Origin of the sequence: Streptomyces sp. NPDC058470 (assembly GCF_042721055.1) — a bacterium.
GTDB lineage: Bacteria > Actinomycetota > Actinomycetes > Streptomycetales > Streptomycetaceae > Streptomyces.
This window is the reverse complement of sequence record NZ_JBHXMF010000052.1, coordinates 1-21,332: the sequence shown is the minus strand read 5'-3', so window position 1 is coordinate 21,332 and position 21,332 is coordinate 1. Positions and strand designations below refer to the sequence as shown.

Here is a 21,332-nt window from a genome sequence, read left to right as displayed (position 1 = left end):
TGGGCGCAGATCAGCCCGCAGTTCCCGGATCATGTGACACCGGTTTTCGACGGTCACGGCGATCACCGGTCCCTCTTGCTGGAGGGTGTCAGCAGGGCCTTCAGGATCAGGCCGGTCACGCTGGTGCCGGCCACCGTGGTGACGATGTCGCGGATCACCACGAGCAGCACCGCCACGACCAGGCCGCCAGTCAGGACGACCGTCACGATGACGACGGTCGCAACACGGGGTCGCGCTCGCGGCCGCCGCTGAACGGCCGATCTCGTGCACGGGCAGTCGTGTATCGGCGTCGGCGCGATGGCCGTGAGGTCGATGGTCCGACCGTGCGCGTCGGCAACGCAGTGCCCGCGGCGGGTGTGCTGGGTCTCAGTCATCGCGCCCTCCTGAAGCGGGAGTTGGGGTTTGCGGCGGCTGAAAGAGCCGTCACTCCAGGTGTAGGCGTCGTGGCGGGCGGCTTCTACGGTTGCCATGTAGCCAGCCACGGCTGGCTACATAGGACACATGCGAGGGGAGCGACTGTGGGACAGCAGCCGGCCGAACTGACGCCGGATGAGTCGCCGTGGCACCGCTGGGGTGCGGAATTACGGCGAAGCCGTGAGGCGCGCGGGTTGTCCCTGGAGAAGCTCGGTCAACGGGTCCACGTCACTCGCTCCTACCTGAGCAAACTTGAGCGGGGGAAGCAGCCGCCGTCCCGGCAGATCGCTGTTGCATGCGATCGCGAACTGGACGTATGCGGTGCGCTCGTACGGGCCTGGGAGAAGGCCTATGCCGAGGTTCACGGTGCGTCCAGCCCCCGTGTCCATGTGTCCAACTCAAGGCCTCATGTTTCCAAAACGCCTGCGGACCTGGTCACCGCCGTATCCGAGCAGGCAACGTCGGACGATGAGGGGATCTGCGTCCCCGCTCGTCTACGTGATGGAACGGTGGTATTCGTGGCGCTTGATCGACGCGACCTGTTGCGCGGCGGGGTGGGCATCGGTGCAGCGACTGCATTCGGCATCGGCACTCCAGCGGCCGCGGACTCGAGCGCAGTGCCAGGGCTCGTCCGCCGGGCGCTGTCTGCGGCGGCGTACGGCGGAACGCCGGTTGAGCACCTGAAGCGCACACGTCGGCTGCTCATCGAAAGGGACAACCTGCTCGGTCCTGGGCATGCCATCAAATCGGTTCGTGACCACATCGAGGTCATCAAGCAGCTGCGGCTGGAGGCCAAGGGTGCCGACCGCCACACCTTGATGGAGCTGCAGACGCAGTACGCGGAATTCGCGTCGTGGCTCTACCAGGACCTGGGTGATTTCAACAGCGCACGCTTCTGGTTGGACAGGGCGTTCGACTGGAGTCACACCGTTGGCGACGGCGACTTGACTTCGTACGTGATGGCTCGCAAGGCGCAGCTTGCCGGTGAGACGCGCGACCTGGTCGACGTCGTTGATCTGGCTGAGGCCGCTCAGCGACTGGCACGTCCGCGCTCACGCCTCGCTGCGGTCGCGCGAACGTACGAGTCCTACGGGCACGCGTTGCGCGGGGACTCGGGTGAAAGCCAGCGCGCGATCGACGATGTCCACGGCGCTCTGGACCATGTCTCTGGGGACCCGACCCCGTGGGGCGTGTGGCTGAATGCGCAGTACGTGGAGGTGCACCGTGCCCAGGGTCTCGAAGTCCTGGGCAAGCACGACCAGGCTGCGGACATCTTCATGGCAGCGATCCAGACACTGCCCGAGGGATACCACCGCGACCGTGGCGTGTACCTGGCTCGTGCAGCCGTGGCTCACGCCGGCGCTGGCGCTCCAGAGCAGGCAGCAGCGGTCGGGTTCCAGGCCCTCGCGGTTGCGGAAGACACCGGCTCGGGCCGGATCTTCAAGGAACTCGGGCGGCTCAACAAGTCCCTCCTCCCGTGGCAGCGGCAACCCGAAGTAGCCGAATTCCACGCGGCGTTCGACGCCGCACTCCCGCACGAAGCCTGACGAGAACGGATTGCGAAACCGATGACCACACGCCCGTACGTCCTGTTGTCCGCCGCGATGAGCGTCGACGGCTACCTGGACGATGCCAACCCTGAGCGGCTGCGGCTCTCCAACGCGGATGATTTCGATCGCGTGGACGAGGTCCGCGCCGAATCCGATGCCATCCTGATCGGCGCAACCACCATGCGGAAGGACAACCCGCGGCTGCTGGTCAACAGCGAGGCCCGCCGCGCGAAGCGCGTCGCGGACGGCAAGCCGGCGTACCCGCTGAAGGTCACCGTCACCAAGTCCGGCGACCTGGACGCCAGCCTGAACTTCTGGCACCACGGCGGCCAGAAGCTCGTGATCACCGTGGACAGCGCGGTGGAGAAGGTGCGCACGACGTTGGACGGGCTGGCCGACGTGGTTAGCGTCGGCCCTGAATTCGACTGGGAGCTGGCCCTCGATGAGCTCGGACGTCGCGGCGTCGGCCAGCTGATGGTGGAGGGCGGCGGCACCATTCACACCCAGCTCATGGCGGCCAACCTGGCCGACGAAGTCCACCTCGCCATCGCACCCCTCTTGGTCGGCCAGCCGGAAGCGGCCCGCTTCCTCGGAGCCGCCAGCTACCCGGGCGGGACGACCGCTCGGATGACGGTGCTGGAAGTCCGGGCGATCGACGACGTCGTGCTCATCCGCTACGCCCCCAAGGAGCGCGGTTGATGTACGCGCCCGGCCGGGACCAGGACCTGCGGTGGACACAGCGTGCGATCGACCTCGCTGCTCTGTGCCCTCCGGCTGTAGGCGCCTACTCGGTCGGCGCGGTCATCGTCGGCAAGGACGGCACCGAGTTGGCGACCGGCTACTCCCGCGCGACCGGCCCGCACGAGCACGCGGAGGAAGTCGCGCTCGCTCAACTCTCCGACCAAGACCCGCGGCTGGCCAAGGCAACGATCTACAGCACCCTGGAGCCTTGCTCCCAGCGGCGCTCGCTCCGCACTCCGTGTGCGCAGCGGATCCTCAGCGCCGGCATCCCACGTGTCGTCATCGCCTGGCGCGAACCCTCGCTGTTCGTCGACGACTGTGTCGGCTTCGAGCAACTGGTGGAGGCTGGGGTCGTCGTTGTGGAACTGCCCGAACTGGCGGGGGCCGCAAGGGCGGTCAACTCGCACCTGGGGAGGCTGGCGTGAGGACAGCCGTCCGGGTGGAAGAGGGGCATCGTGAACACGGCCCTGTCGGCGCGTCGTTCGGCGACGCCAAAGATCGCTCAAGTCGTGTATCTTTCAGGAGATCGTCGATCTTGAGAGGTTGGGCCATGGCCGAAGCGACCCCCCTGCAGCGGGTGGATGCCCTACTCGATGACGTCCTGCCGCCGCCCAGCGTGCGGCAGCAGCTGCGTCTCGCTGCCGGTCTTACCCAGCTGGAAGTTGCGGAGGCCGTGGGCGTGAAGCGCCTCGCGGTGGCTCGCTGGGAGTTGGGGGAGTCGTACCCGCGTCGGCCTCACCGCGCGGTCTATAAGCACTTCCTCAAGCGGCTTGCGGAGCGATTCCCGCAGGCCGCTGAGCCGGATGCGGGCATGCTGACGCCGGCCTCTGATTCCAGGGGGTCGGGATGACCTAACGGCCATCGGCCGCGCGCGCCAAGGAGCGGACTAACCACCCTCCGGCCTCGCGCGGCCCGTCTACCGACCGGATTAACCACCCGCGTCGGCCGCTCAGGTCCCGGATCCCCCCGGTCCTGAGCTGCGGCTCATCGAGCCGCACATTTCCCACTGGCCCCTCATCAGGGCCACAGCAACACCCGGCCACCAACCACGGCCACCACAGCCGCAGCAGCACCAGCTGCGCATCAGCAACACCCCGGCCTGACGGCCGGCGCTTTGCCGCACCAATCCCGGTGTCGGTCGCGGGCCCCCACCACAGGGGCTTCGCGATTCGGCACCACCTAGACGAGAGGAGAAATCTCCCCCCACCCGATCGGTGTCCGCCCGCTTCTCACGAAGGGGGCGATCCCAACCCATCCACACATCCGGTTCGTCCGGGCCCGAGGGCTCTGGTCGGTCCAGCTATATGGAGAGCAGGTCGTTTCTCATAGTGCCCGAAGTGGTGTCCCCCTGTCAGCTTGACCCTGTCCGTTTCACACCGGTTCAGGCAATGCGAGCTTCCCGTGTGACGGGATCGGCGCCCGGTTCATTCAGCTTTACCCGCTTCGTACAGGAAGAGGGTCTTCCAGTAGGAAGCTACAAGAGCAGCGTTTTCGAGGCGTGCCCGATGAGCGCGGTCGCGGCGTCTGCCGCCCCGCTCGTGCACCCGCTCTCGGAGGTCGTCGACAACTCCGTCGACGACGACGTCCGCGAGGGCGTCGTCCCGTGTGGCGGGACGGGTTCCAAGATTGTTGCCCGCCGGGCGGGAGCGCCGGGGGTGATCCGGGCTGAGCGGACTCTATCCACAGGTGATCTGGTCCATGGTCGCCGGATGGATCATGTTCTGACGTCCCTGCGGGGTGCCCGGTGAGCGCCGTCGTGGAGTCAATGGCCGCACCGACGGGCCCGGTTCGTCGGCAGCGGGTTCGTGTGCCGATGCGTCTGGTGTCCTCGCCGCACTACCAGGACGTTGCGCTGTCGGTGTACGTGAAGGTGAAGGCGCTGGCATCGCGGCCGGAGGGCTGCCAGGCGCGTACGGAGACGATCGCTTCGTACCTGGGGCTGTCGGTGGCGTCGGTGGAGCGGGGGATGACGCAGCTGCGTCGTCCGGGTCCGGATGGTGTGGTGGAGCTGTTCTCGGATCGTCGGACGATGCCGGGTGGCAAGGGCACGTCGGCGGTGCGGGCGGTGCGGGCGATGACTCGTACGGAGGCGTTCGTGTGGCTGCCGGTGGCGGCCTCGGAGGACCTCACGCCCCGGCAGCTGCGTGCGTTCGCGCTGATCGCGTATGCGCAGGCGCGGGGGATCGCGCTGACGGAGGCTGAGCTGGCGGCCGGCCTGCGGCACCACTCGGGCGACAAGGCCGGTCAGCCGATCTCGGTGACGGCGGCGTCGGCGGTGGTGGACGAGGTGGAGGCGGCGCGCTGGGTGACGGTGCAGCGGCGTGCGGGGGCGCAGGGACGTCACCACTACATCGCGCACGACATCGCTCCCGAGGCCCGTCCGGAGGGTGGCTGCGCGGCGGTTGCTGGGGCTGTTGAGGCGGCTGTGACCCGTGGTTCGCAGGAGTCGGTCAGTTCCCAAGTTGGTGAGGGATCGGGTTCGCCGGTTGGTGAGGGATCCCTCGCGAATAGGGAATCACTTAGGACTGACTCACCAGATGACGAGGGCGAGCTCTTCTCATCCGCCGTAGGCGAGGTACCGGTAGTTAAGGGCGCTGGGGCTGTGGAAAACCCGGCTGACGCTGCTGCGCGTACGGAAGCCGGCGGTGCTCTCGCGCTTCGCGCGGGTGGAAACAGCCAGCCCTCCCCCTCGAAGCCGGAAACCGAAAAGCGCAGCAGCAGGGGCGGGGGGTCGGCGCGGTCGTCGTACGACGGACCGCAGCTGGCCATGAGCCCGCAGATCTACTCCGTGCTGGAGCCGGTGCACCTGCTGCTGGAGAAGGTGAACAACGACTTCGTCGCCCGGCAGATCGCCCGTGAGGTGGACCGCCAGCTGCGCGAGGGCACCGACGCCGGACGCCTGCACCACCGGCTCACCGCCCGGTTCGCCAAGGTGATGCTCTCGGAGATCCGCGACCCGGGCCGGTGGCTGCTCGGGGTGGCACTGCCGCGCTGGGGCTGCGGCTTCCAGGACTGCGAGGCCGGTGTCCTGTGGTCGACCGGCAAGGACTGCGAGGTGTGTGCCGAGATCGTCCAGGACAAGGCCGCCGCCCGGCGCCGCGCCCAGCGCATCGAGCAGGGCCTGTGCCCCGACCACGGCACCCGTCCCGGCCCGGGCGGCCTCTGCGTCGACTGCGTGCTGGACGACGCGACCCGCAACCCGACGCCGGCCCCGGTCCCGGCGCAGCGCGCGCCGGAGGGTCCGCCGCGCGGTTCCTGCGGGGACTGCGGCGCCCGGATCGTCGTGATCGGCCGCGCCCTCGAGGACGGCCTCTGCAAGCTCTGCCGCGAGGAGACCGCCGCGCTGGGCGCCACCGTGGTGCCCACGTCGACCGCCCCGGCCGGGCAGGAGACCTGCTCGGGCCGCGACGGAGACGTGCCGTGCGGGCGGAAGCCCCTGCCGTCCCGCAACGTCTGCGGTGTCCACCGCGTCCAGGAGCTGGCCGGGGAGGTCGCCTGATGACAGAGAACCCGCAGCTCAGTGGCGTCGACCTGGCCCGCGTCGCACTGCGCGCCGCCAAGGTGGCGGCGCAGAAGAACGGCGGCGGCCGGACGGCGCAGCCGAAGACTCGCACAACGTCGGTGGTCCGGCGCGGCGGGCGCGAGCCGATGGGGCTCGGTGCCGCGATCGGTGCGCTGGTCACCGAGCGGGCCTGGGAGCTCCCGGCCGCCGGCGCCACGCTGAGGGAACGCTGGGCGGCCATCGCCCCCGAGCTCGCCGGGCACGTCGTCGCGGTTGGGTACGACGCCGACTCCGGCCGGCTCACCGTGTGCCCGGAGTCGGCGGCCTGGGCGACGAAGCTGCGCCTGGAGCAGGCCCGCGTCGTTCAGGCGGCGAACGAGTCGGCGGGCCGTACGGTCGTGCGCGGTCTGCGGATCCTGACGCCCGGCTCGGTGCCCGTGACCGAGACGGACGACGTTGCCCCGGCGGCTGCACCCACGGGCCCGGTGAAGAGCAGGGAGAGCGCGTGCGAGGGCTACCGTCGCGCGCTCGCCGCGCACCAGGAGGTCGCGGTGCCGTCCCGGGTGGACCCGGCTATCGCGGAAGCGGTGGAGCGGCAGAACCGCGCGATGCGCGAGCTGTCCCGCCGCGCGTTCCCCGAGCCGCCCGCCGTGCCCGACGATGCGCCGGCCCCGATCGAGCAGGCCCGCGTCCAGCGCCGCCGCCAAGCTGAGGTGTCCCGCGCGGCCGCGCTGCGCCGGGCCCGGCAGGAGCGGGCTTCCAGGGCAGCGGACTGTGAGACATCGCCGGTGCGGCAGACGGCATGAGGGACAGCGAGCAGGCGCGTGCGGCTGAATCCCTGTTGGAGCATGGGCAGTTCGCGCTCTGCCGCCCGCGTGGGCCGGTGGCTACGCTGCCGGGTATGTCGAAGCATCGTCAGTGGCCCGGCCCGAAGGGGCAGTCCTACGTTGCCGCGCCGGAGCTCCCGTCGTACGACCGGCCGCCGGCCTCGGACGTCACCATCGTGCGCCGCGACGGCACCCAGGAGACCCGGCCGGCTCTGGCCCCGCGGCTGTCCCGGGGCTCGTACGATCTCGCCCGCCCCAACTCCCAGGAGACGGGGAAGCTGGCGAAGAAGTGCGCCAGCTGCGAGGGGGAGTTCAAGGAAGGACAGCGGAAGGAGCGCCAGTACGACGCGTGGCGGCACCTGCCCGGCGAGTGCGCCCCACAGGCGGTGCAGCCGGTCCAGCCCCGTCCGACGGGCCGGAAGGTTCCCCTGCACGAGAAGGTCGCCCGCCGGTTCTGGATCCGCCGCCGCTGCCCGCTCTGCGACGCGAAGGCCGGCCAGGACTGCACCGACCCGGGCGAGGCTGGCGGCAAGGCGGTCCGGCGTGAGCACGGTCATGACGAGCGCATCGAGCCGATCGTGAAAGAACGCGAGGCGGCGACGAAGGCGAAGAAGGCACGCGAGCCGGAGGACCGGCGCACTCAGCGGGGGAGCGCGAGCATGGTGCCCTACTACCGGCTGATGAAGATCTCCTGCCCGGTGTGCCACGCCAAGCCGGATGCCGAGTGCGCGCTGCCCGCCGGCTCCCACCAGGCGAGGCTGGACATCCTCACCCGCTACCGCACCGGCAACGGCGGCCGCCGACGCCGGTAGGCAGATCGCGTTCAGGCGGCGGGCGGCTGGCTGGAGGGAGTGGCCTGGTCGGCGGGCTGGTCCAGCTGCTGCTGGCGGCGGCGCTGTTCGTTGCGGTGGTCTTCGACGCGCTGGGTGAACTTCTTCAGCGCCTCGTTCTCCCGGCCGGGCCCGTACTCGCTGTAGTGGCCGATGCCGAGTCGGACGGCGTTCACCTCCTCCTCGATGGCGTCGGCGGTCTGCTGGAGGAAGTAGCTGCGCTCGCGGAACTTGTAGTAGCCGGTGAACATCGCGGCCACCGTGATGGCGAAGCTGATGGCGGTCAGGGTGACGCTCTGCCAGGTCAGCTCCTTGCCCGTGTCCAGGGCCGCGATCGTGGTCGTGGACGCTGAGCCGATCATGATGAGGGTCTGCAGGCCGTTGTGGATGCGCCGGTATTTACGGCTGTCGGCCTGGTACTGCTCGATCGCGGTCGTGACTTCCTCGCGGTAGAGCTTGCGCCGGTCGTCCACGTCCGGGTTGTTCTTGACCTTCTGCTGCCACAGCGATTCCTGCTGCGCGGCGAGATGCGCCTCCAGGCGCTGGAGGCTGGACACGTCCGCCCGGCGAAGTAGACGCCGACCAGCGTCAGCAGGGACATCAGGAGTAGGCCGCCGCAGATCAGGTCACCCACGACGAACCGTGCCGGGTCGCCTGTGGTGCCCCAGGCGATGCCCGTGCCGATGACGGCGGCGAGTAAGGACAGCCAGCTGAGGGCCGCCCCCGCGCGCCAGATGCGGTCAAGCAGCCGGCGCCGGGCGAGCTGCTCCTGGGCGTCGATGACGAGGTTGGTGGTCACCACGTAGATCCGTTCGTCGGCGTCCCGCTGGCGGGCGCGAATCCGTTCGGCTTCGTCCCGCTTGCGGGCGTTGATCAGGTCGTCCGCGTCCTGGATGCGGCGGGGCGCGTCGTCGTCGAAGTCGCGGGCCACGGGATCAGCGGGCGAACGCTTCGGTGAGGCTGATGCGGTAGCCGTCCTCTTCCATCAGCACGACGGTGACGCCGAACGGGTCGGGGTGGTCCAGCTCGATGGGGGTGAAGGAGAAGTTCACCGCGGCCTGGATCGGCGGCACCAGTTCGCCTCCGGGCTGCGGGGCGGGGGCCGGCCTCCAGTCGGGGGCGACCGACGCCCAGCCCTCGGGGCTGCGGGACAGGAGCTGCTCGCTGTAGGGGAACTGGTGCAGAACGTGCCCGTCGCGGGTGGCGAGCACCATGTTTAGGCACGGCGCCGGGCCGACGATCGGCAGCTCGCAGGCGGTGGCGACGTCGTGGGTCTCCCAGGCGAGAACGACCTCGTCCGCGCGGGCCGCCGCGGCGATGTTCGCGAGCTCCGCGATCCCGGCGAGCGCGTCCTGGCCGACCTTGAGCGGGCGGACCCAGATCAGCCCGACCAGCTGGCCGCGCACCAGCGGCATCATGAGCGGGCGCGGCACGACCCCCTCGCCCAGCGAGGCGGTGTACGTCTCCTTGGCGACGCTGACCAGTCCGTTCCACATCCGTGCTTCCACGGGAGCCCCCTGCCGTCTGGTGATCCGATCACCGCACCCTGCCACGGGGGTTGAGGCCGTGTCAGCGGGATGATCAGCCAGCGTGCGGCGGGGGAGGAGCCGGATTCAGACGGTGGCCGGCTGCGGGGCACTGGTGCCGCTGTGCTGCTCGTCCCGCTCCTGGATGACCGTGCGCAGCATGGCGGCGAACTCGGGGTCGGTGCCCTTGCGGGTCGCGACGCTGCGCAGGTACGGCTCCGCTCCCTGGAGCAGGCCGGAGCGGGGGTGGCACTGCACCAGGGCGCGGTGGGTGCCGCGGTTCAGATGGTGGCTCCAGGAGTCGACGTCGACTTCCCCGTCGGGCGCGGCGACGTGGCCGTCGACGAAGCCGCCCTCGGTTGTGGTGCAGCAGTTCCAGCCGTAGTCGATGACGCACCGCTCGCAGGCGAGGGTGCCGCGCATGTTCGGGTAGCGCCGCTGCCACTCGCCATCGAGGGCGATGACGTCCCCGGCGAGCGGGATGTTCTTGCGGCACAGGCAGCAGCTGATGCGGAACGCGACGGACACGGTGGAGCTCCCAATCACCCTGCGGGTCGGACGTACTCAGCCTGGCAGCCGGCCCGGGTTCTGCAACGTTGCCATGCCGCCGCATCAGTGTGGCCGCCGCTGTGTGTGCAACACGCGGTGCGACAGAGGGCTGCAACGCCCCCGTGTTGCAGCCCTGACCTGCATGAAAGGCCGTTGCGCCGCTTACCCGTCCACGTGTTGCACTCCAACGAAATGCGCGATTCATGCGCGATTAAGCACGCGAATCAATGCGCGATTGAGGTATGATGTCTATCGGAGGTGACCTCTGTGTCCACTGAGAACGAGCTGTTCAGCGCCGTTGATGCGCTGCTGGAGCAAGTCGCGCAGGACGATCTGCCGGTTCCTGCGGAGCGCAAGCGTCTGCGTGAGGCGGCGGGCCTGAGTCAGGCGCAGATCGCCACGGCACTGGACGCGCGCCGGGAGGCGGTGGGGAACTGGGAGACCGGGCGGACCGAGCCGCGGCCGCCGAAGCGTGCCGCGTACGCCCGGCTGCTGGAGGGCCTCGCCCAGAGGTTCCCGGCCGCTGACGCGCCCGCCGCTGCCCCGGCACCCGTGGTCCCGGAGGCGTTCACCGGTCCGGCCCGGGAACCTGAGCCGGTTCCGGCGCCCGCTGCCGTCCCGTCGTCCCGCCCGGCGGCGAGCAGCCCCAACAAGCCGGCCGCGTCGTCGCGGCGCCCGGGTGCGAAGAAGGCGGTGGCGAAGAAGACCACGGCGGCCGCCGCCGCCGTCGTCGACCCGCGCTTCGAGAACGGCCCGCTCGCGGTCATCGACTGCGAGGACGGGCAGGTGTCGGCGTACTGCGTCGGCGGCCTGGTCCTGGACGTGCCCGCCAAGTCGATCCCGGCGCTGGTCGACTGGACGCTGGCCGAAGCCCGGCTCGGTCAGGCCCGGCTGCACCGCAACGGTCGCGACGCCGACCCGATCCTCGTCCTCACCGCGTCCGCGCTGGAGCGCTACGGCCTGCCCGCCGCCCTGTCGGAAGAGGAGCGGCACGCGAGCCGACTGCCGGACAGCCACAAGGTGGTCAAGCAGATCGCCAAGGCCGGCCTCCAGCTCACCCAGCGCGGCCTCGGGCCGTGGGCCCGCGTCTTCCGCGAGCCCGAGGGCTCCAAGCGCCGCTGCGTCCAGCTGTGCATCCTGCCGTGGAACGCGCTGGACTCGAGGGAGTGGGACAAGAAGGACGACCCGCAGCTGCCGACGATGCACCCGGCCGACCTCGCCCGCTACCTCGGCTTGTACGCGGCGCGGGTGATGACGCCGCGCGGCAGCACCGCGACCACCGGCCTGGAGCTGATGACTGCGCTGCGCCCGCCGACCCGCGCGGAGAAGGACCCGGCCACCGGCGAGTTCAAGCGGGCCTTCAACGACGACGCGCTCACCGCCCGGTACGACGTGGTGGAGTGCGAGGTCCCCGACGAACACCCGGTCCTCGAGGGGAAGTTCGCCCGGCACCACATGCGGACCCCGGCAGAGATGCTGATGGAGGAGCCCTACGACTGGTGCCGGCCGCTGACCGATGAGGAGTGCGCGAACCAGTTCCTGGTCGCGGTCGACATCAACATGTCGTTCGCCGCGGCCGCGAACAGCCTCACGGTCGGGCTGAACGGGCCGACCCATCTGACCGGCAACCCGAAGTTCGACGCGTCGCTGCCCGGCTCGTGGCTGGTCGACCTCTCCCACGTCGACCTGTCGCGCGTTCGCATCAACGGCCGCACCGTCGACGGCGACCGGCTCCCGAGCCCGTTCACGCCGAAGGGCGACCGGCCCGAGGGCCCGGCCTGGTACGCCACGCCCACCGTCGCCTACGCGGTGGAGCTCGGTTTCGACGTCGCGCCGATCGAGGCGTACGTGCGCACCCAGACCGGCCGCTACCTGGACTCCTGGTACAAGCGGCTGCGCGACGCGTACGTGGAGACGATGGCCGACATGGGCGTCACCACCGACCTCGGGGGGAGTGAGTTCCTCGAGGCGATGGCGCGGCGCAAGCAGGTCGACCCCACGATGGCGCTGCTGGAGACCGCGATCAAGGCGACGGCGAAGGGCGGCATCGGCAAGCTGCGCCAGCGCAGCCGGGGCCAGGTCCCGTACTACGAGGAGTACCCGGCGCTGAAGCGGGAGACGTGGCGTCCCGACATCCGGGCCGCCGTGCTGGCGAACCAGCGCGTGGGCCTGCACCGCAAGCTGATGAAGACGGCGGCCGCCGCCGACCTGTACCCGACCTCCATCGGCACCGACGCCATCGTCTACCCCTCGCCCGGCCCGTCCCCGCTGGACATCCTGCCGCTCACCGACGAAGGCAAGCCCGCCCCCGGCACGTTCCGCCTCGGGGTCTCGCCCGGGATGGTCAAGCACCAGGGCACCCAGACCGTCCTGTGGGCGGAATCGCAGTTCGAGGAACGCGGCGGCGTCTTCAACATCTCCAACCTCATCAAGACCGACCAGAGCGCCGGAGAAGGGGAGTAACCCATGGTCGACTCGCTCGGGGAGAGCCTGGACCACGCACTGGAGGGGGCGTTCACCCGCCGCATCCCGCAGAGCGCCCAGGCGCAGATGAAGTACCTGGTCAAGCAGCTCAAGGGCACCAAGGCCGCCGCCCAGGCGCTCGGGATCTCCCAGCGCACAGTGGAGCGGTACGTCTCGGGCAAGCTCAGGCGGCCCCGCCAGGAGCTGCGCGGCCGCCTGGAGCGCGAGGTCAAGAAGCGCTGGCAGCCGCAGATCCGCGCGAAGGCGCGGAAGAAGGCGGCGTCCACGGGCGGCCTGGTCGTCTCCACCCGCGCCCGGTTCGGATTCGAATCCGCCGCGGGCACGACCGACGACGCCCGGATCCGCGACATCACCCAGGCCCTGCCGCCCCAGTGGGCCGACCGCCTGTTCACCGCCCGGGAGCAGGGAGCCAACGAGCAGCAGCTCCACCAGATCGCGGCCGACGGCCTCGCGCAGATGTACTTCCGGCGCAACAACACCCGGGCGGCCGGCCTGGACGTGGAGTTCACCGACGTGGAGCACATCCGGATCGTGCTGTGACCACCCGCCCGTGACAAGGGGCCTCGAACCGCGCGCGGTTCGAGGCCCCTTCACATGCCGCCGAATCAGCCGGCGGCCTTCCGTTCGGCCAGCTTCTGCCGGGCCTGCTGCAAGCCCTCGTACGTCGCGGCGTTCAGCGTCTCCATCCGGGCGAGCGCCTCCACCGTGTCGTCCTTCTTCATCGCGCTGCCGGTGAACTCCAGCAGCAGCTCCACCATCGCGTGGCTCTTCCAGTGCCGCAGTTCCGCCTCGTTCAGCAGCTCCGGGCCGCCGTCCATCATCAGGTCGACCAGTCGGCCCCGGGCCCGCCACTCCCGGCGCCGACGCCACCAGCCCCCGCCCGGCCGGTTCAGATCCCGCACCTTGCGGATCTGCTCCACCATGGCCCGGATCTGCCTCTCCTGCTCGGGCGTCCACTCCTGCCCAGAGCCGTCGTGGAGCGCCTGTACGGCCTCCTGGGCGGCCTGGGCATCATCGCCCGCCCCGTCGCCGCTCAGCTGCTCCACGGCCTTCCTGAGCGACGCTTCCGCCGCAGTCGCGTCGTCGTCTTCGGACACGCTCACCCCTTCATCTCCGGAACGCGCAGCATGCCCGCCCCGCGGCGCCCCCGGCAATCGGACCGGCCAGGCCGGGCGGGACGGCCGGGCTACTGCGGGTCCGCCTCACCCGGGGCGGCTGCCGTTCGGCGGGAGCGCCGACGGATGACGTCCGGCAACTGGCGGGAGGCGGCGGCCGGGATGAAGAACAGCCCGATCATGCCGAGCCCGGTCACGGCGGCGCTCAGCAGGCCCACCGACACCGACGGGTCGTCAACCGAGGCCACCCCGCAGAACACCGAGAAGCCAGCGACGAACACCAGCGACGCGACGATCCACCGCTCCCGCAGCGACGAACGGGTGCCGGCCACCACGCTCAGCCACCACGTCCAGCCCGCCATCACGCAGAACAGCACGGCCGCCGGCGGCAGCAGCACGGGCGGCGCCCACCGCGCGACGTCACCGCGGGACAGCTCCTGCCCGGTCAGGTAGCCGACCTGGACCAGCCACACCAGGTACACCGGCACCTCGATGGCGATCACCACCCACATCAAGACCCGCAGACCCCGTAACGCGCCCCGCTCGCTCATCCCTTGGCCCTCCCCCTCGATCAACAGGTCCTGGGGAACGTAGCGGCCCGGCACCGGCACCCACCAGGGCGCCATCACCCGCAGGGGTGGAGATCAGCCGCAGGAGCGCCCGTCGTCAGCGGCCTCTGTCCACAGCCCCGCTCCGATGGGGTGTTCGTATGACTGATGAAGAGAAGGCAGAGCAGGCGGCCCGGACGCGCGCCAAGATCATGGACGGCTTCGCCCGCGCGGAGCGCGCCCTGTTCACCCGCCCCGCGCCGAAATCGCCGCGAGCCCAGATGAAATTCCTTCGCAAGCGGGAGAAGGGCTCCACCAAGAGCCTGGCGGAGCGCCTGGGCATCTCCCGCAAGACGGTGCAGCGCTACCTCTCGGGTGCCTCCACCAAGCCGAACAAGCGACTCCAGGAGGCCCTGGCCCAGGAGACGGAGTCGGAGTGGCAACCGCAGGTCAAGGCGCAGGCGAGGCAGCGCGCGGCCAGCTCGGGCGGGCTCGTCATCTCGTGCCGGGCGTACTTCGGATTCGGCCCCGAGGGCACATCGGACGCGGGCCGGGTGCGGGACGTCAGCGTCGCCGTGTCGCTCTCCCACGCGAGGGCCATCCTGGCCGCACGGGAGGCAGGTGCGACGGACGATGATCTGCACGACCTGGTCGCAGACGCCATCGCGGACGCCTATTTCCGTCAAGGCGGTGGCGGCCGGGCGGGCCTGGAGGTGCAATTCGCAGACGTGGAGTGGCTCAACATCCGGTTTTAGCAGCGCGGAATTCACGACTGCGATAAACCTGTCTGTGGCCGCCGCGCCCGATACGCGGCGGCCGATATCCCGTTCCTTTCTCCGTGCCGATTGAGAGGCCCGTGTGAGCACCCCCGTGCCCCGCTCCCGCCGCCGTCCCCGCATCCCCGCGCCCGGTGCGGCCGCGCCCCGCCAGCCGGTCGACCGGGCGAAGATCGGCCGCAGCTCGGTCCGCCGACGCGCCACCGGCATGACCGCCACCGAGGCCGCGGCCGCGCTCGAGGACGCCCGGCTGCAGCAGCACATCGACCGCGACCGCGAGGACCTGGCCGGCGACGAACGCGGCCCCGCCGAAGTCGGCGAGTGGGAGCGCATCGCGCAGCTGCTCGCCACCACCGGCGGGACGTACGACCCGAAGGCCGACGCCGTCGTCCAGGACGAGCTCGCCGCCGAAGCCGCCGCTGCCGCCGAAGCCGAAGACGAACTGCGGGACCTGGAGCTGGAGCAGGAGCGCCAGGAGTGGCTGCACTCCAACGGGCTGCCCGAGCGCGCCCACCTGCTGGTGGCCCTGGAGAAGGCCGGCCTGCTCGGCACGACCGGCACGCACTACGGCGCCGAAGGCCCGCTCGTGCTGCACGAGCCCGAGGACCGCCACGCCCTCGACTACCTGAACGAGTACGGCGAGTTCCACGAGATGTCCCTCATCTTGGAGAGCCACGGCATGGCGCCTCCCCGGGACCCGGACGCTGTCCCCGCGTCGGTGCGGGCGCACAGCGCGCTGCTGCGGGCCATGGCGCGGGCCGGGACGCTGGAGGGCTTCGACGCGGGCCACGCGGTGCGCCTGGCGCAGGCCGACCCGGACGCAGTCCTCGCGCTCGCCGCATGGATCGAGGCCCCCGGCCGGAGCAGCCGGTGAGCGCCGCCGACCGCGCGGTCGCCACGTGGGTGCAGTCGACCGGCTGCGGCACCCGGTACGAAGAGCTGACGGCCGACGGCCAGGTCCACGTCGACTACACGCCGCCGCTCGGGGAGCCCTGGTTCGAGGGCGACGACGACCCGGACTACAACCCGATCTGCTCGTGCCCGCGCGTCCCGAAGCAGTTCTGCATGGAGTGCGCCGGCTGCGCCGCCTGCGGGCAGTGCGCCGGTCCGCTCCTCTGGCCTCCGCCCCTGCCCTGATCACCGTCTCCGGTCCAGCTCCTCTGTGAGGCAGCTGGACCGGAGACGGAAGGGCCATCACACGCTCCCCGGCGGTGCCGCATTTACGGAGCGTGAGCGTGACACCGGCTGTCACGCTCCCTCGGAAAAAGTGTCACGCCGCCTCGAATAACTCCCTGTATGTCCGTTTCTTGGAGCCGTAGGGCCCTCCAGAGGGCTCACGGGGATTCGCAGGAGGAGCGTGACACGCAAGATTTGGCCTCGCGCACACGTGTGAGTAGTACGGACCGTAGTCGTGTCACCGAAGTCCGACCGATGCTCCGGCAGGTCAGAAGCCCCGGAGTGAGGCGTCATGGTGACCGCCGGAGACGGTCGTGTCCATGGGGTGCAGCCAGCGGATCGGAACGGTGAGCGCGGCGACCCGGGGGAGCTCCACGGGTTCGCCCTCGGCACCGAGCAGCATGCCGGTGACCTGGTAGCCGTGGCCGGGCGGAAGGCCGGCGGCCTCGACCTGGTCCTCGGTGAGCTCCACCGTGATGCGGGTGGTGGAGCCCATCCGCAGGCCCTGGGCGGTACGGGCCTCGGTGTCGACGTCCGTGACGGACAGTGGGAAGTACGTGCCACGCAGCCAGCTCAGGGCCCACCAGGAGTCGCCCATCGTCTCCGGCCGGTACCGCCGGTACGGCAGCGCGAACGGCACCTCGCAGCGGTACGTCTGCCCCACCTGGACGTCCTTGGTACGCATACCTCCAGCGTGCTCCCGGCTGTGTCCCGGCGCCTGAACAGCCAGCAGTGAACAGTCCGACCTGTGTCATCAACCCCCCGTTTCCCCAGGTCGTCGTGACCATCTGTGTCACTGTTCAGCTGTGTCATCTGTGTCATCGGGTGGGTTTCGCCCGTACCGTCCCGGAGCGCCCCGCCCCGGCGATACCGTGGTGACACACGCCAGAGAGAAGCCCAGGAGCCCTGGATGAGCGAGCAGCCGGCCCTCGTGCCCGACCGTCAGCCCCTCGATGAGTACGCCGCCGCGTCCGTCCGCGCGTACGCGGCCGACCAGCGCGCGAAGGTCGACGTCCTCGCCTCGGTGCTGGAGGACATCGCCGCCCACGGCTACCCGTCCCCGGAGACGGGCGTGCTGTGGGAGGAAGCCCGCGACGCCCACCTGGAGCGCCTTGCCGGTGAGCAGCCCCGTGTCGCCTGAGCACGCGCCGCGCCGGTCCCAGGTCGTCCTGGTGGAGCCCGCGCTGAGCCAGCTGGCGAAGCTCACGGCGAGCGAGACGCACCGCCTGGACCGCGCGATCGTCGCGATCAGCGTCAACCCCGAGCTGGGCACTCCGGTGCCCGACACCCTGCTGCGCGACTACGTCGACGACGTCGACGGGGTCCGCGTCATCTACTACGTCACGGCCCTTCGGCAGATCACCATCGTCGCGTACGTTGAGGCGTAGGAGCCTCCCGAGCACCCATGCAGCGCCCCGGACCACTTGGTTGTCCGGGGCGCTGCTGCATCCCGCTGCACGGTGCAGCGCGAGGCGGTGGGCGGCGCTGCACGGTGGTGGACTGCGAGGCCGGCGCCCAGGCGGCACACGGGTGCTGCCCGTGCAGCAGGTCGCGGGCTGCAACGCGGCGGCGCCGTGCAGCAACCCGTCGTCGGTCTGCTGCACGGCGCCGCTGCAAGGGGTCAGCTGCTGCTGCCGGTGGCCCACTTCTCCATCGCGCTCGGGTCCTTCTTCACCAGGGCGTCGCGGCGGTACTGCGCGGTGGCCCGGGTGACGCCCATAGAGGTCGCCAGCGCGCCGTACGAGCCGCCCTGCGCGGCGTGCTGGCGCACTGCGGCGTCCCGGACGCCCTCCAGCCGCTCGATCAGGCCGGTCACGACCACGATGGCCCTCTCCAGGTGTTCAGTGCTTGCTCCGTCGGCGCGCAGCTGCGCGAGGCAGCGCAGTGCGACACCGAGCTGCGTGGAGAGCAGCCTGAGGTCGTCACCCAGCGCCTGGGCGTCGGCGACGGCGAGCGGGATCGTGAGGTCGGGGACGGGGTCGGTGTGCTCGGTGGTCATCGGTGGCCTTCCCAAGGGCGGGCGGGGACGGGTGCGGGGCGGGGTCTAGAGCCAGTCGAAGGCGCGCCGGACGTCGCCCGCGGCCCCGGCGAGGTTGTCGGCGTGGAGCCGCTCGTCGAAGTCGTACGGGTCGTCGACGGCATCCATGACGCGCTCGGAGGCGGCGTCGAAGACGCTGGCGAACGCCTCGTGGACGCGGGCGGCCTTGAGGGCCTGGACGATGTCGTCGTGGTCGGCGCCGCCGCGTCGGACGGCGTCGGCGAGCAGGTTGAGCGCGGCGGCCGCGGCCGGGGCGAGCACGGCCAGGTCCTCGCCGCCGGAAGTGCCGGCGGTCCGTTCGGCCGACGTCTCGACACTGCTGATCCGGGCGAGGGCCTTCGACTGCTGCTCCATGGGGACTCCGATCTGGTGCGTGGATGCGAGGGAGAGGCTGTGGTGACCGGGGCCGCCGGAGAGCGATGACATTCCGAGTCGACGGCCCCGAGCACGCGGGTGCGGCGCGGTCAGGCGGTCCGGGCGAGGTAGCCGGCGGCGGCGTCGACGAACTGGTCGTGGGCGACCTTCGCGGCCTCGCGGGCGGCGGTCAGCTGCTCGCCGGTGGCGTACGCGTCACGCAGCGCGTAGGTCAGGGTGATCATCTCGTCAGCCGCGGCGCGCACCGCCTGGTCCTCGATGAGCACCCGCAGCGCGACCAGCGGGCGGGTGATGGCGGACCGGGTCATGTGGCTCTCACCGCGCAGGGCCTCGATCCGCTCGGTGCCCGCCTGCTTGAGGACGGCGTCGCCGCGCATCCACATCGCCCGGCGGTGATCGCTGATGGCACAGGCGAGGGAGGTGACGGCTTCCAGGCGGTCACGGCGGATCGCCTCGCCGTGGCTGGCGCGGACGCCGCGTTCGGCGGCGCGCTCCTGGAAGCGTCCGCTGACGATCGCGCCCAGCAGCGTGGCGACGATGGCGAGGGCGGCGGTGACGAGGGTGGGTAACACGGCGAGTCCTCCCGGGGCTGTATGGATTCCCATACTGTATTGGATTCCATACAGCGCAAGGAAGGAGGTCGCTCATGATTCTTTTCTCGCGCCTGTGACCTGCGCGTTTCCCGCCTGCGGGAACCGTGCGTCCGGATCTGACACACGCGGCCCGCACACGAAAGCGGCGCCGCGCCCCTCTCGGAGGGGTGCGGCGCCGCTGATGTCGTGTCACCCGGCCGGGCGGGCGGCCGGGCGGCCGGTCAAGCGCTGCGACGTGTGGGCACGGCGGACAGATGCCGCTGCGGGGCGGGGAGCGCCGGGGCGGCCAGCTCGCCGGCCTTGATGGCCTCGCTCGCCTCGCGCAGCGCCTCCTCCATCTCCTCCGCACCGTCGTACCCGGCGAAGAACGGGTGGATGAAGTAGCTGCGGTAGCGGCCCTCGGGCCGCAGGACGATGTTCCGCTCGACCAGCTGGCTCATCGCGATCGACGTGCGGTTCTTGCTGAGTCCCACGCGCGCCCGCAGTTCGGCCTGAGAGGCGTTCACCTCGCCGCCGGGGCGCTGGACCTCCATCATCGCGCTCAGCAGGTCGTAGGCGGCCTTGGAGAGCTCCAGGCGGTGCAGCTGCGCGAACCCGAGGTGAGCTTGGATCAGCATGCCTGCTCCTCCACGTCGTTGTCGCCGAACGCCAGCTGCCGCGTGCGCGGCTCCGGCGCGGCCGGGGCTGTGAACTCCGGGAAGCTCTCGCTCGCCGCCTTCTCCAGTGCCACCACATCTTCCCGCATCTCCGGGAAGTGCTTCCTGAGCGCGGCCCTGGTGTCCTGCCGCAGCTGCTCCAGGGCCTCCTGCTGGAGGTCGCCGTTGCCCTTGAAGCAGATCAGCGGGTTGACCACGATCAGCGAGTTGGGACGGCGCTGGAGCATGTGCCAGTTCTCCAGGCTGCCCAGCGCCCGGGTGACGTTCGCACGCTCGACTCCGAGGTGCCGGGCCACCTTGACGTGGGTGATCTTCAAGCGGCCTTCGACCTGGCGCCCCATGCAGAACAGCAGGACCGCCGACTGCACGGGCGACATCCCGTACCGGGCGATCAGCACGGCCAGGACGTCGGCGAGGAAGGCGTTGCTGACCATGCTGTAGCCGCTGCGCCCCCACGCGTCGTGGGGAGCCCGGTACGTGTACTCGACGTTCGCGGACCGCACGGGCCGGCCGGGCTTCGGCGGCGTACGGTCCAGCGCCTGGGCGAAGCTGTCCGCCAGCGGCGACGTCACGGGCTCACTGCGGTCAGTCGACCGCCGGCCCCTGTTGGTGGAGCGACTCGCGTCCCCGGGCACCCTGGCTCCTGCTGCTCGATCTCGTGTGGTGCCCAGGACCCTAGCCGAGATTGTCCACGCAGAGAGGGACCTTTGTCCCTGTCGGCGTGGCCCCCGTGTGTCGTCGCCGACACACGGCCCTTCACGGGCTGACGGCGGAATGTGGGCCTGACCAGGCCGAACGCATTTTGTACCTCTTTCCGGGGCCAAATGCGGTGCGGCTGTGTCGGAGGAGGCACAAAACCGCAGGTCGATGTGTTAGCTCTGACACATCGCATCTCACAAAACCGCAGGTCAGACCAGCTTTCCGTGTGGTGCCCTTTTATCAGTAAGACGCGCACGCGCGCGCGAGGTGCGGCACGACCTGCCGGGCGTTCACAGGTCCCCCCACTACCGACGGCTCCGATCGGCAATACCCCGCCATGCGCATCTCTCATCACCACCCGCACCCGAACGCCACCCGGCCCATTTCTGCTAATCACCCGCGACCGCACCCGCCCACATTTCCCACCGTTTTCCTCACCCGCATTCCGAGGCCGCCATCCATCAATAGCGCGCCCTTTTCTCCATTCATCACCCACTGTATATCCGAACCATTCGGCTGGCCCTTTCACCTGGTCGGAGGTGGTGCAGCACCATTCCAGTCTTAATCTAGCCTCTATCTTTGAAGCACGCGCCCGGTCGTCCCATCCCCACCCTCCCCGACCTCTGTTCGACTCCTCACTCTCCCGACTGCCCGTCACCTCCCCTCCTCTTGCTGCTGCTTGTGGCGTGAGCCCCGTGGGTGGGCCGCGCGGAGCGTGGCACGCCTTGCCCGCACGGGAGTTGGCGGGTTGGCTGTGGGTGGCTGGAGCGCAGCGGAGGCCACCGGTCGGCCGGAGGCCGGCCGCGCCTCGCAACGCGGGGCGCCTGCCCTGCGGTTGGCGGTGAGCGGAGCGAGCCGCATCCGCTCACGCGGAGCGGGAGCGGCCGGGGAGCGCAGCGACCCGGCTCGCTGTGACGGGCGCAGCCCGGAGGC

The 21,332-nt window shown here is 70.5% G+C and carries 27 protein-coding genes; 14 read left to right on the top strand and 13 right to left on the bottom strand.

The window, feature by feature from the left end:
• Window positions 1-62 precede the first annotated feature (62 nt).
• Window positions 63-470 (bottom strand): hypothetical protein, encoded by a 408-nt coding sequence (locus ACFWP7_RS31650; RefSeq protein ID WP_384388337.1) that lies wholly within the window; start codon window positions 468-470, stop codon window positions 63-65.
• 48 nt (window positions 471-518) lie between these two features.
• Between ACFWP7_RS31650 and ACFWP7_RS31645 the strand changes: the two genes are divergently transcribed.
• Genes ACFWP7_RS31645 through ACFWP7_RS31635 form a run of 3 tightly spaced genes read left to right on the top strand, consistent with a single transcriptional unit; the run spans window position 519 to window position 3,130 of the window.
• Window positions 519-1,961, top strand: coding sequence for a helix-turn-helix domain-containing protein (locus ACFWP7_RS31645; protein WP_384388333.1), 1,443 nt, complete (start codon window positions 519-521; stop codon window positions 1,959-1,961).
• A gap of 21 nt (window positions 1,962-1,982) precedes the next feature.
• A complete protein-coding gene (locus ACFWP7_RS31640; RefSeq protein ID WP_384388330.1) occupies window positions 1,983-2,663 on the top strand; it encodes a RibD family protein in 681 nt (226 codons plus the stop codon).
• Entirely contained in the window at window positions 2,663-3,130 is a 468-nt protein-coding gene (locus tag ACFWP7_RS31635; RefSeq protein ID WP_384388328.1) for a deaminase, read from the top strand. The genes ACFWP7_RS31640 and ACFWP7_RS31635 overlap by 1 nt, the downstream gene beginning before the upstream one ends.
• Before the next feature lie 161 nt (window positions 3,131-3,291).
• On the opposite strand, the gene ACFWP7_RS31630 is transcribed toward ACFWP7_RS31635, so the two are convergent.
• On the bottom strand, window positions 3,292-3,444 hold the full coding sequence (locus ACFWP7_RS31630) for a hypothetical protein (RefSeq protein ID WP_384388513.1): 153 nt from the start codon (window positions 3,442-3,444) through the stop codon (window positions 3,292-3,294).
• Here ACFWP7_RS31630 and ACFWP7_RS31625 point away from each other — a divergent pair.
• From ACFWP7_RS31625 to ACFWP7_RS31610, 4 genes are all read left to right on the top strand, one after another.
• Window positions 3,379-3,555: a hypothetical protein gene (locus ACFWP7_RS31625; RefSeq protein ID WP_384388510.1), complete on the top strand. Its 177-nt coding sequence runs from the start codon at window positions 3,379-3,381 to the stop codon at window positions 3,553-3,555. The two genes, ACFWP7_RS31630 and ACFWP7_RS31625, sit on opposite strands and share 66 nt — an antisense overlap.
• 963 nt (window positions 3,556-4,518) lie before the next feature.
• Window positions 4,519-6,204 carry a hypothetical protein gene (locus tag ACFWP7_RS31620; protein ID WP_384388325.1) on the top strand — a complete coding sequence of 562 codons (1,686 nt, stop codon included), beginning with the start codon at window positions 4,519-4,521 and terminating at the stop codon, window positions 6,202-6,204.
• Complete coding sequence (locus ACFWP7_RS31615; RefSeq protein WP_384388323.1) at window positions 6,204-7,013, top strand: DciA family protein; 810 nt, start codon at window positions 6,204-6,206, stop codon at window positions 7,011-7,013. The genes ACFWP7_RS31620 and ACFWP7_RS31615 overlap by 1 nt, the downstream gene beginning before the upstream one ends.
• Before the next feature lie 95 nt (window positions 7,014-7,108).
• Window positions 7,109-7,846 carry a hypothetical protein gene (locus ACFWP7_RS31610; RefSeq protein WP_384388321.1) on the top strand — a complete coding sequence of 246 codons (738 nt, stop codon included), beginning with the start codon at window positions 7,109-7,111 and terminating at the stop codon, window positions 7,844-7,846.
• An 11-nt stretch (window positions 7,847-7,857) separates the two neighbouring features.
• On the opposite strand, the gene ACFWP7_RS31605 is transcribed toward ACFWP7_RS31610, so the two are convergent.
• The 3 genes from ACFWP7_RS31605 to ACFWP7_RS31595 form a co-directional block, all read right to left on the bottom strand.
• The gene (locus ACFWP7_RS31605) at window positions 7,858-8,421 is read right to left on the bottom strand and encodes a DUF4231 domain-containing protein (RefSeq protein WP_384388318.1); all 564 of its coding nucleotides are present in this window, start codon (window positions 8,419-8,421) and stop codon (window positions 7,858-7,860) included.
• A gap of 378 nt (window positions 8,422-8,799) precedes the next feature.
• Window positions 8,800-9,360: a hypothetical protein gene (locus ACFWP7_RS31600; protein ID WP_384388506.1), complete on the bottom strand. Its 561-nt coding sequence runs from the start codon at window positions 9,358-9,360 to the stop codon at window positions 8,800-8,802.
• A gap of 117 nt (window positions 9,361-9,477) precedes the next feature.
• Window positions 9,478-9,918, bottom strand: a complete 441-nt coding sequence (locus ACFWP7_RS31595) for a hypothetical protein (RefSeq protein ID WP_384388315.1) — start codon at window positions 9,916-9,918, stop codon at window positions 9,478-9,480.
• Between the two features lie 288 nt (window positions 9,919-10,206).
• Between ACFWP7_RS31595 and tap the strand changes: the two genes are divergently transcribed.
• Complete coding sequence (gene tap, locus ACFWP7_RS31590; protein ID WP_384388313.1) at window positions 10,207-12,402, top strand: telomere-associated protein Tap; 2,196 nt, start codon at window positions 10,207-10,209, stop codon at window positions 12,400-12,402.
• Between the two features lie 3 nt (window positions 12,403-12,405).
• Window positions 12,406-12,963: a telomere-protecting terminal protein Tpg gene (gene tpg, locus ACFWP7_RS31585; RefSeq protein ID WP_384388309.1), complete on the top strand. Its 558-nt coding sequence runs from the start codon at window positions 12,406-12,408 to the stop codon at window positions 12,961-12,963.
• Between the two features lie 65 nt (window positions 12,964-13,028).
• On the opposite strand, the gene ACFWP7_RS31580 is transcribed toward tpg (ACFWP7_RS31585), so the two are convergent.
• On the bottom strand, window positions 13,029-13,520 hold the full coding sequence (locus ACFWP7_RS31580; RefSeq protein WP_384388306.1) for a hypothetical protein: 492 nt from the start codon (window positions 13,518-13,520) through the stop codon (window positions 13,029-13,031).
• An 89-nt stretch (window positions 13,521-13,609) separates the two neighbouring features.
• Window positions 13,610-14,089 (bottom strand): hypothetical protein, encoded by a 480-nt coding sequence (locus ACFWP7_RS31575; RefSeq protein WP_384388303.1) that lies wholly within the window; start codon window positions 14,087-14,089, stop codon window positions 13,610-13,612.
• Between the two features lie 158 nt (window positions 14,090-14,247).
• Here ACFWP7_RS31575 and tpg (ACFWP7_RS31570) point away from each other — a divergent pair, with 158 nt between their 5' ends.
• The 3 genes from tpg (ACFWP7_RS31570) (at window position 14,248) to ACFWP7_RS31560 (ending at window position 15,999) form a co-directional block, all read left to right on the top strand.
• Window positions 14,248-14,841, top strand: coding sequence for a telomere-protecting terminal protein Tpg (gene tpg / locus ACFWP7_RS31570; protein WP_384388301.1), 594 nt, complete (start codon window positions 14,248-14,250; stop codon window positions 14,839-14,841).
• Window positions 14,842-14,944: 103 nt separating this feature from the next.
• Window positions 14,945-15,736 (top strand): hypothetical protein, encoded by a 792-nt coding sequence (locus ACFWP7_RS31565; protein WP_384388297.1) that lies wholly within the window; start codon window positions 14,945-14,947, stop codon window positions 15,734-15,736.
• On the top strand, window positions 15,733-15,999 hold the full coding sequence (locus tag ACFWP7_RS31560; RefSeq protein WP_384388295.1) for a hypothetical protein: 267 nt from the start codon (window positions 15,733-15,735) through the stop codon (window positions 15,997-15,999). Before ACFWP7_RS31565 ends, ACFWP7_RS31560 begins: the two co-directional genes overlap by 4 nt.
• Before the next feature lie 307 nt (window positions 16,000-16,306).
• Here ACFWP7_RS31560 and ACFWP7_RS31555 read toward each other — a convergent pair whose 3' ends face one another.
• On the bottom strand, window positions 16,307-16,723 hold the full coding sequence (locus ACFWP7_RS31555) for a hypothetical protein (RefSeq protein WP_384388292.1): 417 nt from the start codon (window positions 16,721-16,723) through the stop codon (window positions 16,307-16,309).
• Between the two features lie 225 nt (window positions 16,724-16,948).
• On the opposite strand from ACFWP7_RS31555, the gene ACFWP7_RS31550 reads away from it, so the two are divergent.
• Together ACFWP7_RS31550 and ACFWP7_RS31545 are read left to right on the top strand one after the other, a co-directional pair.
• Entirely contained in the window at window positions 16,949-17,179 is a 231-nt protein-coding gene (locus ACFWP7_RS31550; protein WP_384388289.1) for a hypothetical protein, read from the top strand.
• Window positions 17,157-17,426 carry a hypothetical protein gene (locus ACFWP7_RS31545; RefSeq protein ID WP_306959285.1) on the top strand — a complete coding sequence of 90 codons (270 nt, stop codon included), beginning with the start codon at window positions 17,157-17,159 and terminating at the stop codon, window positions 17,424-17,426. The genes ACFWP7_RS31550 and ACFWP7_RS31545 overlap by 23 nt, the downstream gene beginning before the upstream one ends.
• 233 nt (window positions 17,427-17,659) lie before the next feature.
• Here the strand turns inward: ACFWP7_RS31545 and ACFWP7_RS31540 are convergent, their stop codons facing one another.
• The 5 genes from ACFWP7_RS31540 to ACFWP7_RS31520 all read right to left on the bottom strand — a co-directional run bounded on the left by ACFWP7_RS31540 (window position 17,660) and on the right by ACFWP7_RS31520 (window position 20,272).
• Window positions 17,660-18,037, bottom strand: a complete 378-nt coding sequence (locus ACFWP7_RS31540) for a hypothetical protein (protein WP_384388286.1) — start codon at window positions 18,035-18,037, stop codon at window positions 17,660-17,662.
• Between the two features lie 45 nt (window positions 18,038-18,082).
• Window positions 18,083-18,430 carry a hypothetical protein gene (locus ACFWP7_RS31535; protein WP_384388283.1) on the bottom strand — a complete coding sequence of 116 codons (348 nt, stop codon included), beginning with the start codon at window positions 18,428-18,430 and terminating at the stop codon, window positions 18,083-18,085.
• 110 nt (window positions 18,431-18,540) lie between these two features.
• The gene (locus ACFWP7_RS31530; protein WP_384388280.1) at window positions 18,541-19,023 is read right to left on the bottom strand and encodes a hypothetical protein; all 483 of its coding nucleotides are present in this window, start codon (window positions 19,021-19,023) and stop codon (window positions 18,541-18,543) included.
• 242 nt (window positions 19,024-19,265) lie between these two features.
• A complete protein-coding gene (locus ACFWP7_RS31525; RefSeq protein ID WP_384388277.1) occupies window positions 19,266-19,661 on the bottom strand; it encodes a hypothetical protein in 396 nt (131 codons plus the stop codon).
• Entirely contained in the window at window positions 19,655-20,272 is a 618-nt protein-coding gene (locus ACFWP7_RS31520) for a MarR family transcriptional regulator (RefSeq protein WP_384388275.1), read from the bottom strand. The genes ACFWP7_RS31525 and ACFWP7_RS31520 overlap by 7 nt, the downstream gene beginning before the upstream one ends.
• Window positions 20,273-21,332 lie beyond the last annotated feature (1,060 nt).

Excerpts from the sequence above, each read along its gene's own strand:
- ACFWP7_RS31540 (WP_384388286.1), bottom strand. The coding sequence starts at position 18,037 with ATGACCACCGAGCACACCGACCCCGTCCCCGACCTCACGATCCCGCTC.
- ACFWP7_RS31635 (WP_384388328.1), top strand. The coding sequence starts at position 2,663 with ATGTACGCGCCCGGCCGGGACCAGGACCTGCGGTGGACACAGCGTGCG.
- ACFWP7_RS31550 (WP_384388289.1), top strand. The coding sequence starts at position 16,949 with ATGAGCGAGCAGCCGGCCCTCGTGCCCGACCGTCAGCCCCTCGATGAG.
- ACFWP7_RS31620 (WP_384388325.1), top strand. The coding sequence starts at position 4,519 with ATGCGTCTGGTGTCCTCGCCGCACTACCAGGACGTTGCGCTGTCGGTG.
- ACFWP7_RS31535 (WP_384388283.1), bottom strand. The coding sequence starts at position 18,430 with ATGGAGCAGCAGTCGAAGGCCCTCGCCCGGATCAGCAGTGTCGAGACG.
- ACFWP7_RS31610 (WP_384388321.1), top strand. The coding sequence starts at position 7,109 with ATGTCGAAGCATCGTCAGTGGCCCGGCCCGAAGGGGCAGTCCTACGTT.
- tpg (WP_384388309.1), top strand. The coding sequence starts at position 12,406 with ATGGTCGACTCGCTCGGGGAGAGCCTGGACCACGCACTGGAGGGGGCG.
- ACFWP7_RS31555 (WP_384388292.1), bottom strand. The coding sequence starts at position 16,723 with ATGCGTACCAAGGACGTCCAGGTGGGGCAGACGTACCGCTGCGAGGTG.
- ACFWP7_RS31600 (WP_384388506.1), bottom strand. The coding sequence starts at position 9,360 with ATGTGGAACGGACTGGTCAGCGTCGCCAAGGAGACGTACACCGCCTCG.
- ACFWP7_RS31525 (WP_384388277.1), bottom strand. The coding sequence starts at position 19,661 with ATGCTGATCCAAGCTCACCTCGGGTTCGCGCAGCTGCACCGCCTGGAG.
- tpg (WP_384388301.1), top strand. The coding sequence starts at position 14,248 with ATGACTGATGAAGAGAAGGCAGAGCAGGCGGCCCGGACGCGCGCCAAG.
- ACFWP7_RS31650 (WP_384388337.1), bottom strand. The coding sequence starts at position 470 with ATGGCAACCGTAGAAGCCGCCCGCCACGACGCCTACACCTGGAGTGAC.
- ACFWP7_RS31575 (WP_384388303.1), bottom strand. The coding sequence starts at position 14,089 with ATGAGCGAGCGGGGCGCGTTACGGGGTCTGCGGGTCTTGATGTGGGTG.
- ACFWP7_RS31640 (WP_384388330.1), top strand. The coding sequence starts at position 1,983 with ATGACCACACGCCCGTACGTCCTGTTGTCCGCCGCGATGAGCGTCGAC.
- ACFWP7_RS31615 (WP_384388323.1), top strand. The coding sequence starts at position 6,204 with ATGACAGAGAACCCGCAGCTCAGTGGCGTCGACCTGGCCCGCGTCGCA.